At 46.3% G+C, this 14,535-nt stretch carries 9 protein-coding genes; 3 read left to right on the top strand and 6 right to left on the bottom strand.

The genetic code is table 11. The annotated features are described in order from the left end of the window. Positions 1-226 precede the first annotated feature (226 nt). On the bottom strand, positions 227-1,438 hold the full coding sequence (ispG, locus tag GVY04_03185; protein NBD15165.1) for a (E)-4-hydroxy-3-methylbut-2-enyl-diphosphate synthase: 1,212 nt from the start codon (positions 1,436-1,438) through the stop codon (positions 227-229). Positions 1,439-1,470: 32 nt separating this feature from the next. Beyond that, entirely contained in the window at positions 1,471-2,550 is a 1,080-nt protein-coding gene (locus tag GVY04_03180) for an AAA family ATPase (GenBank protein NBD15164.1), read from the bottom strand. Between the two features lie 499 nt (positions 2,551-3,049). Here GVY04_03180 and GVY04_03175 point away from each other — a divergent pair, with 499 nt between their 5' ends. The 3 genes from GVY04_03175 (at position 3,050) to GVY04_03165 (ending at position 10,359) form a co-directional block, all read left to right on the top strand. Further along, a complete protein-coding gene (locus tag GVY04_03175) occupies positions 3,050-6,265 on the top strand; it encodes a cyclic nucleotide-binding domain-containing protein (GenBank protein NBD15163.1) in 3,216 nt (1,071 codons plus the stop codon). 125 nt (positions 6,266-6,390) lie between these two features. Then, positions 6,391-7,836: an exopolysaccharide biosynthesis polyprenyl glycosylphosphotransferase gene (locus GVY04_03170; GenBank protein ID NBD15162.1), complete on the top strand. Its 1,446-nt coding sequence runs from the start codon at positions 6,391-6,393 to the stop codon at positions 7,834-7,836. Positions 7,837-7,842: 6 nt separating this feature from the next. Further along, positions 7,843-10,359: a polymerase gene (locus tag GVY04_03165; protein ID NBD15161.1), complete on the top strand. Its 2,517-nt coding sequence runs from the start codon at positions 7,843-7,845 to the stop codon at positions 10,357-10,359. A gap of 31 nt (positions 10,360-10,390) precedes the next feature. Here the strand turns inward: GVY04_03165 and gorA are convergent, their stop codons facing one another. The 4 genes from gorA to GVY04_03145 form a co-directional block, all read right to left on the bottom strand. Continuing rightward, positions 10,391-11,737, bottom strand: coding sequence for a glutathione-disulfide reductase (gene gorA, locus GVY04_03160; GenBank protein NBD15160.1), 1,347 nt, complete (start codon positions 11,735-11,737; stop codon positions 10,391-10,393). Between the two features lie 174 nt (positions 11,738-11,911). Then, positions 11,912-12,172: a hypothetical protein gene (locus tag GVY04_03155; GenBank protein ID NBD15159.1), complete on the bottom strand. Its 261-nt coding sequence runs from the start codon at positions 12,170-12,172 to the stop codon at positions 11,912-11,914. Beyond that, positions 12,172-13,434, bottom strand: coding sequence for a competence/damage-inducible protein A (locus tag GVY04_03150; GenBank protein ID NBD15158.1), 1,263 nt, complete (start codon positions 13,432-13,434; stop codon positions 12,172-12,174). The genes GVY04_03155 and GVY04_03150 overlap by 1 nt, the downstream gene beginning before the upstream one ends. After that, a complete protein-coding gene (locus GVY04_03145; protein ID NBD15157.1) occupies positions 13,434-14,489 on the bottom strand; it encodes an undecaprenyl/decaprenyl-phosphate alpha-N-acetylglucosaminyl 1-phosphate transferase in 1,056 nt (351 codons plus the stop codon). Before GVY04_03145 ends, GVY04_03150 begins: the two co-directional genes overlap by 1 nt. Positions 14,490-14,535: the final 46 nt, after the last annotated feature.

Below are 14,535 nucleotides of genomic sequence, written 5' to 3'. Positions count from 1 at the left end.
AAAGGTGAACAAATACATTGTAACGTGTTTGTTAATTTTCGACCGTCGAGGTCTCAAATTACCCCGCTTTCCTCCCCCACCTGTTCCGAGGTGGGGGAGTCCCACGGATACTTTGTTGAAACTTCGCCTTGATCCGTTTACCTATCTTCACTAAACTTGTCCTACCTTGGGCTACTCGGATTCAATAGCAAACTGAATCTTCACCGAGTAGCGCCAACTTTAACCGCTATTCTGGATCAACCCAACGTCCATCTTCTTTAATCAAATTAATTAACTCTTCTACACCTTGTTCTTCGGGAACTCGCTTAATTTCTTCTCGTCCCCGATACAAAGCAATATAGCCGGCTTGTTTCCCAACATAGCCATAGTCTGCATCTGCCATTTCACCAGGACCATTGACAATGCAGCCCATAACAGCAATATCTAAACCAGTGAGGTGACTGGTTGCAGCACGGACTTTTTCTAAAACTTCTTCGAGGTTAAATAAGGTGCGACCGCAGGAGGGACAAGCCACGTATTCTACCATGGTTTTGCGGAGTCCTAACGATTGCAAGATACTGTAGCAGACGGGAATTTCTTTCTCAGGGGGTTCAGTGAGAGACACCCGAATCGTATCGCCAATGCCCTCAGCTAATAACGTTCCAATCCCAGCAGTGGATTTGATCCGTCCATATTCACCATCTCCGGCTTCAGTCACCCCGAGATGAAGTGGGTAATCCATTCCTAACTCATCCATGCGTTTAACCATCAAGCGGTAAGCCGCTAACATGACGGGAACACGGGAGGCTTTTAGGGAGATGATGAGATTGTAGTAGTTAAGAGATTCACAAATTTTAATAAATTCTAGTGCAGACTCGACCATGCCTTCTGGGGTATCCCCATAGGTAAATAGCATCCGTTCGGCAAGAGAACCATGATTAACGCCAATGCGCATCGCTTTCCCTTGATCGCGCAAGGAAATAACGAGCGGTTCTAAGGTTTCTCGAATTTTTGCCCCAATTTCATCAAATTCAGCTTGAGTGTATTCGGTACGATCCGATTTAGGCTTTTCAAAGACATACAGCCCAGGATTAATCCGGACTTTATCGACGTGCTTTGCTACTTCTAGGGCAATTTTCATGCCATTATGATGCACATCGGCAACCAGAGGAACCAGCTGATAAGTTTCGTGCAGACGAGTTTTAATATCAGCCAATGCCCTAGCATGAGCCATACTAGGAACCGTAACGCGGACAATTTCACAGCCAATTTCGTGAAGGCGACGAATGCCATTAACTGACCCTTCAACGTCAAGGGTATCTTCGTTAATCATGGACTGAACAACCACCGGATGACCGCCACCAATGGTGATATCTCCAACACGCACTGGGCGAGTCTGACGACGATGGATTGTGGTATCAAAAGCAGGAGTAGTTTGAGGGTTAGATAGCGTTTGCATGGTTTTGGGTGGTTAATCGTTTCAGCAAAAGATCAAACAGACTGGACACCAAGTTCATCAATCAGACGCTTAATATCAAAGCGTTGACTCATTAAGTCTTGGATGAATCGGACTTTGATCGGTTCTTGAATCCGAACTTGCTTAAATGTGCGTTCTGCAACTTCTACTGTAGTTAGGGTATCAAACTCAACTGCAAGAATCGGAACTTCTAAGGTTTCGGCACGAGAGAGAATAAAATCTTGCGGTGGCACATGACCGGTTAAGATTAAGCAATGGGCAGAAGTTTCGAGAGCGGCTAATTGTAAATCGCTGCGATCGCCGCCAGTGACAACAGCTAAGTTCTTCCCTTTGCGAAAATACTTCAAGGCTGAATTCACATTCATCGCCCCAATAGTTAGCCGTTCTACCATTAAATCCAGGCGATCTTCGCGACAGAGTACGTCTGCTGATAATTGCTTTGTCAGCTCCCGAACACTTACACTGTGCAACAAAGCACTTTGCGGAAGAATCCCAAAAACGGGTACACCTTGCTTTTCTAAAAAGGGTTTGACTTCATCATTAATTTCCATTTCTGCTTCTGGAGGAACATCATTAATCACCACCCCTAATAATTGATCTCTAAGTTGCTTCTGGGCAGCCAAAACTTGATCCAAAACAAGTAGTGAATGGTAACGAATCACTAGTAGAATAGGAGCATTTAAGGTTTCCGATATCTGCTGGGTCGAAAGATTAAATAAACTGCCTTCAGCAAGAGTCGGAGGGGCTTCAATCAATCGTAGTTCACTATCGAAGCGATCAAAGTGATCTTTAAGGGCTTGGGAATAATCGGCAAGTTGAAGCGTTTTTGTTCTCTCTGTAATGACTGAATGAGATAAATTAATTAAAGGAGTTCCCACTTGTTGAGGCGGTAACTGTAAAGCCTGGGCAATGAACTGCACATCGTCCTCAACAGTCTCAGCGTTTTCTTGGTGTAGATAACTTCCAACTGGCTTGCTATAGCTAAGGGTCAGTTGTTTATTTTGTAATTGGTGGGCAAGCCCGAGAATAGTTGCTGACTTCCCACTATAGGCTTCAACTGAAGCAATAATCAAAGACTTGGCAGTTTTCGCCACACCCGCTACTCCTTACTATGAATATCAATTGAAGATAGAGATGTTCTCACTGAACATTATTTATAGCTTAAAATCTCCTTTTCTATGAGATTGTAACAAACTGGCTTTAACAACCGATTAAGAGTCAATAGTACTTCAACCAAGATCAGTAGTCTTTAGCTGAAAGAGCACAAATCGTAAAAACTCTTGTCAAAATTTAGTTGTGATTTTCACAAATTTGAAATCTTTCTGAATTGGAGAAAGGAGATTGCACAATTAGGCTAGCTTGAACCAATTGATGATTGGCTTAAGTATTGATTGTTACACGCCTAAAATGGGTAAAAAACTCCCTGCAAAAAAAGTCGCAAAAGGGCTACGTTTAAGCTACGATGGGAATTCAAGTCGAGAAAGTTATAGTTGCGCCTTCGACCAGGAAAGAAATTTTAACCTGTTCTAGATGCCAGTTAATGGACTCACTTAAATCACTTTTTTCCGCTCTCTCAACCCTAATCTGTCTTCAATGATCAACCCGTTTGTGGAACAACGCTTCAATCTCTCCACTTGGAAAGTGAACCGTCTCACGCAATTTCTCTTGCTTGCAGTGACGATGCTGACTTATAGCATCATGGCAATGAATATTGCGAACTCGCTTTTCCTGAGTAACGCTGGTGCTGAGTATCTTCCGCTTTCTTTTATTTTGCTAGGGCTTTTCTCAACTTTGGCTTATGGTGGTGTTTCTCAAATCATTGATCGCTTTAGTCGGGTGCGCTTGTTTCAATACGTGCTTGTCGGGTCGATTCTTTTTTTTACAGTTTTCTGTTTCCTGCTGAATTTCAACACGCTCCCTTTATACTTTTGCATCAGCATTACAGCGTTTTTTCAGTTTGATTTATATATCAATATTCTCTATCCCAACCTCGTCACGGATTACTTTACCACTCTGGAGTATAAGCGTTATGCCCCATTTTTGGGGATTGCCCAAGCGGTGGGGATTTTGTTAGGTGGGATGTTAACCACGCTGTTGGCACAGTATTTGAATAATCGTCAGTTACTCGCTTGTGTCATTTTGATTTTTGGGATCGCGATCGCGCAAGTCATTTATTTAGAAAATTCGCAACCTCGACTTGAAAGTAGTTACGCCAGCAAACGGGTGGGTTTGATTGAATCATTGAAAACCTTTCCGGATTTAGTGCAACGCTATCCCCTCGTTTTTTACCTAGCCAGCAGCAGCTTTCTCTTCATTCTGATTTATGTGATGTCGGAGTTTCTCTGGTTTAGTACCTATGCCAGTCATTTTACAGATGCTGAATTGACCGGTTTTTTGGGACAAGTTCGCATTATTACCAGTACCACACAAATTGCAACGCTGTTTTGTGTCACTCGTCCCTTACTCCGCTGGTTAGGAGTGGCGCGAATGAATGTCGCTTATCCCATGGTGACACTCGCAGCATTAGCGGGATTTGCCCTGCGTGGGGATCTCAAAAGCGCGATCGCGCTCAATATCAATGGCGATTCCTTAAATAAAGGCTTAGCAACGCCCGTTCACCAACTGAACTATAATGCGATTCCCCCAGAGTTTTCGGGACGAGTGCGCACGCTGACCGATGGTATCTTCTATGCAGTCGGACTCACCCTCGCCGGTGTTTCCTTACTGGTCGCACAAGCCTTTCTCAGTGCCACGCAAATTGCTGGGATCGCGATTCTTCTCACGACAGTGGGTCTCCTGGCGCGACTGCCGATGGGCAAACTCTACGCCGAAGGCTTAGAGAGCATGATCCGTTCCAATACGCTGGAATTAGATGAATTTAATTACCGCACTCAACTCCCGCCCGGTTCGAGTACAGCGATCCAAGATTTAATTATTAATGGCGATCCTTATACGAAAGTGAAAGGCTTGGAATTAGCCCGTCGTTTAGGAAAACCGAGTCAATTTTTACCAGAAGTGAAAGTGTTACTCGAAGAAAGTGGGAATGATGCTGCAATTCGCTTAGCCGTAGTGGATGTGTTTGGTGCAGATGCAGATGCCGAAGCCCTAGAAAAATTTCGAGAATTCTTGGACAGCGATCGCGTTGCCCTAAAGACCACTGCTTTAGAAATTTTAATTGCCAACGAAGAAGCGATTCCCCTGCCGAAGATCCGGCAACTGCTGCAAGAAGAAAGCCAAAAAATTCGGCTTTTAGCTGCCCTGGCAGTGAAAATGTCCGTCAGCCCCAGCAATCGTGAAATTGAAGAACTGAGTGATCAAGTTTGGCACTCGCCTTGGGAAGAACAAGCGGCGAGCGCGATCGCGCGAGTGATTGCTAAAACTGAAAATCGTGATTTACTGTACCTCCTGGAACCGATTCTCAAAAATGAGAATCCTTCCCTCAAAAAAGTAGGATTAGAAGCGTTAGCAAAAATTGCGGATCGTAGGGATGTGGAGATTGCAGAAATGGCAACTCGCGAATTAAAGCATCCTGATTCACAAGTGCGGGCAGCGGCCTTCCATCTCTTGGGGGTTACCCGTTGTGAAGGAATGCTCCATAATGTGGGTATGGGATTAGGAGATGCCGATCCACGGGTGCGACAAGAAGCAGCAAAAGTGTTAGCGACTTATGGGGAACAAGGACTAGCACTGGCAAAAGATAGCCTGTCTTCTCGTAACTCAGAAGTGGTCAATACCGCAATTACTGCCATTACCCAAGTGCGCAGTAAAAAAGCCAATGAAATTCTCTTAGAGTATCTTGCCCCTGATTTTCGGGAACTCAGTAAAACGCAAGCCTGGCAAAAACAAATTCCCCAGTCTGACCCGAACTGGCGACCGTTGGCAATCGCGATTGCCGATTACCATAACCGGGTCGTCCAGAAAGTGTTATACATTCTCTCCTGCTTAGGGCACTCCCGTACCGTTAATACGGTTAGTCGCGCCTTTAATTCCACCAATCCCCGGGAAGTTGCTAATGCCGTAGAAGTCCTTGCTACCTTGCCCCAGCGACGCTTTGCCCTGCCCTTGATGCCGATTTTAGAAGAAATGGGTCAACCCCAGCCCAAGCCTACTCCTTCTCGGAGCACCTCGCCAGCGTGGTTACGGTCTAAAGGGTATAAATTGCTCTTAGAGGCATTAGAAGCGCGCGATCGTTGGATTCGGATTGGTGCCTTAATTGTCATGGCAACCGTGCCCTTTGCCTTGATGAAAGATCCGGATCCCCTGGTTAAAAATACGGCACAACAACTGTTTCTCCCAATCCTTCATCGTCCATCTCTCCAAAATGTCCTTATGAATCGTTTACTCCTGCTGAAAAACGTCGCGCTGTTTAAGAACTTATCGTTGGAAGAACTGCTTTTAATTGACAAAGCCCTCGAACAACAACAAGTGTTGGCGGGTCAAACCATCTTTAGCGAAGGGAAATGGGGAACGCATCTTTATATTATTGCCGAAGGTAGCGTTCGCATTGTGAAAGACTTTGATGGCGAATCCCAAGATTTACGGCACCTCTCCGTCGGGGAATATTTTGGGGAAGTGTCCCTGTTTGATGAAGCCCCCCATTGGGAAAGCGCGATCGCGCTGCAAGACTGTACCCTACTCAAGCTGGAAAAAAGCCGTTTTATCAGTGTGATCAGTCAACGCCCCCATATCATTCTTGAAATTTGTCGTTTTCTGAGTCAACGGCTGCGCGAAACGGATAAGTTTCGCCCTTCTTCTAAACGGTTACTGCCGCCATCGGAAGAAATGGAAGTTGCTCAACAGCAAAAATAATTGGGGTTACTCCGCAGGAAAAACAGGAAAAGGAGTTGTGCCTTGATATTGATCAAGAGTGATCTGGGAACAATGAGTAGTAATGTTCCTTACGATTAGCACGACTCCCAGTCAACCCATTTGCAATGAATGAAAGTCTGTGGCTCAACCATCTCCAGCGCAAAAAATCGGATATCCGTGCCCCAGAAAAGTTTACACTTGGCAATTTACTAGACTGGTCTTGGTCGCGAATGGTGACTCTTCTCCTCAGTGATTTACTCGCGCTCGCGATCGCGTGGCAATTGGCTCGTTATCTCAATCAATTTTATTCGCCGATTCCTTCGCAACTCGTTTGGTGGACATGGTTGGGAATCCCGAGTCCCTTTTGGATTTTTTCTGGAATCATTATTCTCGGTTTGACTCAAGCGGGATTATACACGTCTGCCACCCAATGGAAAAATTATTTGCAACTGGGCAGAATAACCAGTGCGGTTTATTTAGGATCGCTAGTCTTAAGTTACTTTTATGATCCCAAGCTTGATCCACCGCGATCGCTGTTTTTTACCGCTTGGCTGAGTAGCATTTTTCTCCTCATTGGCTTTCGCTTACTCGCGACGCTCATTCTCAAACACTGTGCTGCCAAACAACCGCCGATCTCTGTTTTTATTATTGGTAATCCCGATCAAATTCATCGCTTATCCGATACCTTGCACCAACGCTCTCATTATCAAGTGGTTGGCACCGCAAAAACTGCGACAATGCATGATGCCACCTTGTTAAAACACATTCTGAAAGCGAATCCGCAAGAAGTTTTAGTGGCTAATTTACCGGAAACCGAACTTGCTTCTAGTTTGTATTGGCAGTTACGGCGTTTTCGCATTCCCATGCGGTTGATTCCCTCCAGTCGAGAAATGTTGTACCGGCGAGGAGTCCCGGAAATATTTGCGGGCGTGGCGACCCTGCGAGTGGAACCCCCCACGCTCGCGGCTTGGGAATATCGCTTCAAACGGGGATTGGATGTGATTGGCGCTTTTTTGGGCATCCTTTTCATTTTGCCCTTATTGGTTGGCATCGCGATCGCGATTTATCTTTGTTCTCCGGGCAATCCCTTTTTCTGTCAAGAACGGGTGGGCTTACACGGCAAAGTATTTTCCATGTGGAAATTCCGCACCATGATTCCCAATGCCGAATCGCTACAGCCGACCCTCGAAGCAAAAAATAAAACGGATGGTGTTCTCTTCAAAATTGAAGATGATCCGCGTATTATCCCCATTGGTAAATTTCTCCGTCGCACCAGCTTGGATGAACTTCCGCAACTGTTTAACGTCCTTGCTGGTCAAATGAGTCTCGTCGGTCCCCGTCCCCTTCCAGCGCGGGATGTCGAGCGCTTTACTCACTGGCATCATACTCGCCATAATGTCTTACCGGGCATTACAGGGCTGTGGCAAGTTTCGGGACGGTCTGATCTTGAAGATTTCAATGATGTGGCGCGTTTGGATCTTTACTATATTGATAACTGGTCATTTAACTTAGACTTAGAAATTTTAGTGGAAACGTTCCGCATCTTGTTCCTGGCTAAAGGCGCGTACTAAATTAAAATGAATCGCACTTCCTCGCCGTCTCAATCTAGCAGTGGTCAACTTCTGGCCTTACTAACCGCTGGCTTTTATGCTCTCTTTACTTTAATGCCCGATAGCCATAGTTTAATGGTGGTTTGGCCGTGGGTATTGATTTGGCAAGTAGGTTTGCTTTGTCCAGTCTTGTGGGGGTTGGGAATCAGTTTCAGAGCAAGATGTTTTCCACAACTGGGCAACAACCTGGATTTCGGGGTAGGAGTTGTCATTGCCAGCTTGATTGTTACCACTATTTTTGCAGAACTGCCTAATCCTGCTCGCTGGTATAGCTGGGCTAGTTTATGTTTCATTGTTGCCCTTTATACCCTTAACTATTGGTTTGACCATCCAGAACGGCGTTACCGTTGCTTACGCTGGCAAGGTTATTTAAGTCTCGCTTTTATCTTCATTAGCCTTACGCTTTGGGGAACGCAAACCCTTTTCCCCGAATTAGACCGTTTAGAGCAATTAGAAGCCGTTGGGGCGAGCGTTCGTTTTGATTTATCTGTTTTAGAGTTACGAAATTGGGCACCCTTGGGGCATCAAAATTATGTAGCCGGTTATTTAGTCTTAGCCCTCCCTTTACTGGCAGCACTGGCGATTTTAGAACCCGGTTGGCGACGCTGGCTGTGGTGGAGTGGCATTGGTTTGGGTTTGATGGATTTATACACCACCAGTTCTCGGGGTGGTTGGTTGGGCTTACTGGCAGTTCTCCTCACGGCATTAGCGATCGCGCTCCTTCGCAGTGCCATTCCTCGCATTTGGTTAGTACTGAGTGCTTTGGGCAGTGTCCTTGTCGTCTTACTCTTTATTTTTGCCAATAATCGTCTACGGAGTCTCTTGTTGGCACTATTCTCAGGAGAAGGGGGCGGACAATTTGCTTATCGCCTGATTACAATGACGACCGGTTGGCAAATGGGGAAGAGTGATTTATTTACTGGTGTTGGTTTAGGGAATGTCCCTTGGTTATATCAGGAATATTTGCCAGACTGGGCTGGATATGAAGCACAACTAATTTATCAGTTGCACAGTACACCGGCACAGCTGTTTGCCGAGCTGGGTTTGTGGGGCGTGCTGATCCAATTGGGGGCAGTCGTCTTATTTGGCTACTTAGTCTGGCGTTGGTTTGCGACAAAATTAGACAGCACAGACTTAATCATTGCAGGGAGTTTGTTCTGCGCTTTGTTCGGTTACGTTGTTGTCAGTCTCACAGATTATCAGTTGGATAATATTGCGATTAGTGGGACGTTAGTAATTTATTTAGCCGCGATCGCGTCAATTTTACGACAAAAAGATTTTGTCACCCTTCCTTCTGCACCACAACTCGGCTTAGCGGGGTTAGGCTTTACCGTTGCCGTTTTGATTTGGCTCTTTCCCATTCATCGCGGGTGGCAAGTTTCGAGTCAAGGCTTCAGTGCCTTAGCGCAAGCTGAACCCAATTGGGAGGGCTTCGTAGAACGGTTAACCCAAGCCCATAAACTGGTTCCTTGGGAGCCTTACTATTCTTATCAATTGGGTTGGAATTTAGGAGAAAGGGCGTTAACCGCCGGTAATGCAGCACAGCATCAAGACTTATTAGCCCAAAGCGTCAATTGGTTTGAAGCCGGCTTAGAAGCATCGCGCGATCGCGAATTTGGTTATACGAACTTAGGCTGGTTACAACTCAAGCAAGGGAATCCTCAAGAGGCGACTCAATCCTTTGCTCAGTCGGCACAACTACTCCCGGCAAAACGGGGCGTTTTCTATAGTTTAGGCTTAAGTCTGCTGGCTCACAATCAAACCGAGTTAGCTGTACAAGCCTTTAGTTTAGAAGTCTTGCGCAATCCCATTTTTATGACGAGTCCCCTTTGGACATTACCAGGGTTGCAACCGATTTATCCCCAGGTGATGGCAAGCGCGATCGCGCAATGTAGTCAACTTTTAAATTCTGATAATCTTTCTACGGAGTTGGAGACTGATCTCCATCAAATTCGAGGCAGCTTCTTGTGGTGGCAAGGCAATTTAGCAGGGGCGAAAGAAGATCTTCAAGAGTATGGCTCACCCTTGAGTCAAGCGGTCTTAAAAATTAGCACCGGGGAAGCTGTAGCCAGTGTGGAGAAAACTCTCTCTCCCAGCCCAGCGCAGCAGTTACTCTTGGCTTGGGTACAACCGGAACAACGCTCCCAACACTTACAACAAGCTTGGATTCGAGCCAGAAAAGAAATGATTCCCGAGGAACGTTTAGAGGCTCTCTTAACGAGCATGACGAATGCAGAGACGTTTGAGAGTTGGTTGAAACAAAAGGCGCCTACTTGGCAGTACCGACGGCAACGGCTGGGATTTGGCGTGAATATGCGACATTTGGGCGGGGCAACCCCCTCTGATTATTTCCAAGTGGTGGAGAATATCCCCATCGTTGTCTGGTTGAATTCGCTTTTTCCCACCTCTGCTTATTTTCCCGATTTAGATTTAGCCTTACAACCGCAACGTCAAGCATTACTGCAGCAAGTGGAACAACGTTAGGGGCAAGTTCTACCCCTAACGGATTGAATGGTTAACGCATGGTGACAAATTCTTCGGCAACCGAGGGGTGAATGGCAACCGTCGCATCAAAATCAGCTTTGGTTGCGCCCATTTTAATCGGAATGGCAACCCCTTGCATAATTTCCGCAGCCGCTTCGCCCACCATGTGCGCCCCGAGAACGCGATCACTGCTTTTTTCCACAACCAGCTTCAACATGACTTTTTCTTTCCGCTGGGTCAAACTAAAGTAGGTGGAACCAAATCTTGCTCGGTAAATTTGAATGGCATCCTCACCATATTTCTCTTTCGCTTCGCCTTCAGTGAAGCCGACTGTGGCTGCTTCTGGGCTCGTAAATACGGCTGAAGGCACATTTTCGTGACTCATGATCCGATCTTTCCCGCCAAATTCGGTATCGGCAAAAGCACGTCCTTCTTGAATTGCTACAGGGGTGAGATTAATGCGATCCGTACAATCCCCAACGGCAAAGATATTGGGAACCGTGGTACAGCTATAATTATTTACCGCGATCGCGCCATTTTTCACTTCAACACCGGTTTGATCTAATCCTAACTTTTCTAAGCGCGGGATGCGTCCGGTTGCCGCTAAGACCACATCGGCTGTGATCGTTTCTGCGCGATCGCCGGTTGTCGTTAATTTCAACCCATCTTTTGTTTGTTCAATCGCCTTAATTTTCGTATTTCCCCAAACTTTTACCCCTTGCTCAATCAGACTATTTTGGAGATGTTCGCGAATATCATGATCAAAGCCCCGCAGAATATAGGGACGGCGAATAATCTGAGTGACTTCTGAACCCAAAGCATTGAGAATACAAGCAAATTCAACGCCAATATACCCCCCACCGAGAACCACAAACCGCTTCGGTTGCTCGGGTAAGGTAAACATACGATCAGAGATAATCGCGTGTTCAATGCCAGGAACAGCGGCTCTTTCTGGAATCCCGCCCACCGCAATTAAAATTTTATCGGCTGTGACTTTTTCCTCGCCAATGGCAAGGGTATGGGCATCAACAAATTGAGCATAGCCCTGATAAACGGTAACATTTGCTTTATCTAGCATTCGCTGATAGACGCCATTGAGGCGATCCACTTCCCCATTGACTGCTGTGGTCATCTTTTTCCAGTTGAGTGAGGCTTCTCCCACTGACCAACCATAATCTTTGGCATCTTCAAACCAGTGCGGAAAGTGAGATGCATAGACCATCAATTTTTTGGGAATGCAGCCTCGATTGACACAAGTGCCGCCTAAACGGTCAAATTCGGCTAATGCCACTTTTGCCCCATATTCAGTGGCGCGACGGGCAGCAGCAATCCCACCAGAACCACCGCCAATCACAAATAAATCGTAATCGTAACTCATAAACCGCTCCTATCGTTTGTTATTCGTTCTTGGTTATTAGGGAATAGGCAACAGGGTTCGTCAATTGGTGACTATTCATCCCCTCGCCCGTTATTATGTCATTAGGCACAAGTCACCCCTTCACCCTACATCTTCCACTGCTTCTGCCCTTCACTCCTTTGAAAGATTTTCCAGTTAGTCTTCGACAGAATTATCCCGTTGCGCGAGTTCAGATGGGGGACGATCATTACTCCATGCCCACCAGGCTTCTCCACAGTCGCATTGATAGAATTCTTGCCATTTGCGTTCATAGTTATCCCCAATGACTGGTGCCCGACGGTTAATCCACACCCGTTGGGCTTTTCTGGGTTCGTTTCCGCAATGGGGACAATAAAAGTCGAGGGAATGAACGGCATCATTGGTCCATTTGGGGGGAACGGGGCTAAAGGCTTCCATCATCCTGATTCGTTGGCTAACAACAATTTGCGTCGTAATTGGTCGAGAGCATGACACGCACTGATATGACGAATGGTCTCTCGTAAGCGTTGTTCTCCTAGCCGTAATTCTAGCTGATCCGTGGTTTGATCGGGACTGGCAATGCCAACATACACTAATCCCACTGGTTTTTCGGCAGTACCACCCCCGGGTCCCGCAATCCCCGTAATACTTAAGCCCCAATCACTGTGAAACTGCTTTTTCACCCCTAATGCCATCTGCTGCGCAACCGTTCCACTGACTGCCCCTTCTTGATTTAAGGACTCTGCTTTCACCCCTAGTAAAGCCTGTTTGATTTCATTGCTGTAGGCAACCGTACCACCGAGAAAATAACCCGAACTGCCCGCAACTGAGGTGAACATTGCTCCTAAACCGCCACCGGTACAAGATTCGGCAACCGCAACGGTTTGTTTGGCTGTGAGGAGAAGTTTCCCCACTACACTGGCTAATGTCTCCTCATCGGCACCAAAATAATCCAGTCCAGCGGTCGCTTGAATTTGTTCTGCAATGGGTTGAATGAGCGCGATCGCGCTATCTTGAGATTCGGCACGAGCAGAAATGCGCAGGCGAACTTCTCCTTTGGAGGCATAAGGGGCAACAGTAGGGTTTTCCATCTCCAAATAGGCACTGACTTTTTCCGCTAAATTGGATTCGCCAATCCCCCAAAACCGCAAGGTGCGACTCAAAATGACATTGGCACCCCAACCTTGTGCTTTTAGGAAGGGAACAGCCGTTTCTTCCCACATCCGTCGCATTTCGGAAGGAACACCGGGAAAGGTCATCAGGGTTAAATTTTCGCGCGGTTGCCAAATCATCCCCGCGGCACTGCCCATGGGATTGGGAAGCACTTTTGCTCCCACTGGCATCAGGGCTTGTTTCCGGTTGCTGGGAGACATTTTGCGCCCCCGTTTGGTAAATTTGGCTTCAATATCTGTAATTAACTCCGGTCTTTCTTCAAGGGGCGTTGCAAAAAAACTGGCAATGGTTTCCGTGGTGAGATCATCGGGGGTCGGTCCTAACCCCCCTGTAAATATTAAAATTTGGGCGCGATCACTGGCGATTTTCAAGACCTGTTTAATCCGTTCTGGGTTATCGCCAACCACCGTCTGGAAGTAATGAGGAATTCCCAGATCGGCTAATTGTCGTCCTAAATATTGAGTATTACTGTTTAAAATATCTCCTAACAGGAGTTCGGTTCCCACACAAATAATTTCCGCGCTCATCATTCCTTTTCTTCTATCTTACGGCTGGGTTGCACTTGCCAAATCATGACTAACAGTAATATCGTAGCGGGAATAAAGTAAATCCACGGTTGCTCAATGCCACAGCAAACTAACCCAATCGTTCCTGTCCATAGGGTCACACTATAAACCAATAAGGCGGTCATGGTTTGGGAAAGTCCCTTAGCGAGGAGGCGATGATGGATATGAATTTTGTCAGCAAAAAACGGAGATTGACCGTTGCGCAAGCGAGCATTAATCACAATCAACATATCCCCAATGGGAACCGCTAAGAAAACAAACGGTGCGAGGGTATTGCCCAAGCCAGGTTCGTTAGCAATTCCGACTAAACTCCCCCCAGCTAGGAGAAACCCCAGGCAATTCGAGCCGCTATCTCCCATAAAAATTGTTGCCGGATGAAAGTTATACCATAAAAACGCGATCGCGCTTCCCGCTACAATTGCCATGAGAAGCGCCACGCCATTACTGCCATTTTCCAGAGCGACAAATACAATCCCCAAAGCAATAATCCCGGTCACGCCTGCGGCTAAGCCATCCATACCATCAAGCCAATTGATCGCATTGGCAACTCCTGCTAACCAAAGGAAAGTAATCACAAAACTCAACGGATTAATGAGTAGGACATTTTCCCAAGGTAAAAAGGTTAAATCAATGGTTAAACCTTGCCACCACAAACCTCCGATGACAAGAAATTGCAGTCCCAATCGTTTGAAGGGAGATAAATTCCAAATATCGTCCGCTAATCCCATTAAAAAAAAGGCACAGCCTCCAAAAACAATGCGAATTAGGTCTTGCAGTTGTTGCGGGGTTAAGAATGCGAACCCTTGAGAAAAGTAGAGAATCAGGGCTGTCCCCAAAATAGCAACAAAAATACTAATGCCCCCAATGCGAACAATGGGGGTTTTGTGAATTTTTCGTGCATCTGGTTGATCGACTTGTCCTGTCGCTAGGCCAATTGTTTTCACGACGGGAGTCGTTGCAATAACAAATGCTGTTCCGAGTCCGAAAGCCAAAAGGTAGTATAACTCAGCAGGCATTATTTTCTCCACTTACCATGGACACGTCTATAATAATGACACTGCT

The organism is Cyanobacteria bacterium GSL.Bin1, assembly GCA_009909085.1.
Classification (GTDB): domain Bacteria; phylum Cyanobacteriota; class Cyanobacteriia; order Cyanobacteriales; family Rubidibacteraceae; genus Halothece.
This window is presented reverse-complemented; position numbering and strand designations above follow the sequence as displayed.

What these genes read in the sequence shown, in the direction of transcription:
- ispG (NBD15165.1), bottom strand. Translation starts at nt 1,438, where the DNA reads ATGCAAACGCTATCTAACCCTCAAACTACTCCTGCTTTTGATACCACA.
- GVY04_03175 (NBD15163.1), top strand. Translation starts at nt 3,050, where the DNA reads ATGATCAACCCGTTTGTGGAACAACGCTTCAATCTCTCCACTTGGAAA.
- GVY04_03170 (NBD15162.1), top strand. Translation starts at nt 6,391, where the DNA reads ATGAATGAAAGTCTGTGGCTCAACCATCTCCAGCGCAAAAAATCGGAT.
- GVY04_03165 (NBD15161.1), top strand. Translation starts at nt 7,843, where the DNA reads ATGAATCGCACTTCCTCGCCGTCTCAATCTAGCAGTGGTCAACTTCTG.
- gorA (NBD15160.1), bottom strand. Translation starts at nt 11,737, where the DNA reads ATGAGTTACGATTACGATTTATTTGTGATTGGCGGTGGTTCTGGTGGG.
- GVY04_03155 (NBD15159.1), bottom strand. Translation starts at nt 12,172, where the DNA reads ATGGAAGCCTTTAGCCCCGTTCCCCCCAAATGGACCAATGATGCCGTT.
- GVY04_03150 (NBD15158.1), bottom strand. Translation starts at nt 13,434, where the DNA reads ATGAGCGCGGAAATTATTTGTGTGGGAACCGAACTCCTGTTAGGAGAT.
- GVY04_03145 (NBD15157.1), bottom strand. Translation starts at nt 14,489, where the DNA reads ATGCCTGCTGAGTTATACTACCTTTTGGCTTTCGGACTCGGAACAGCA.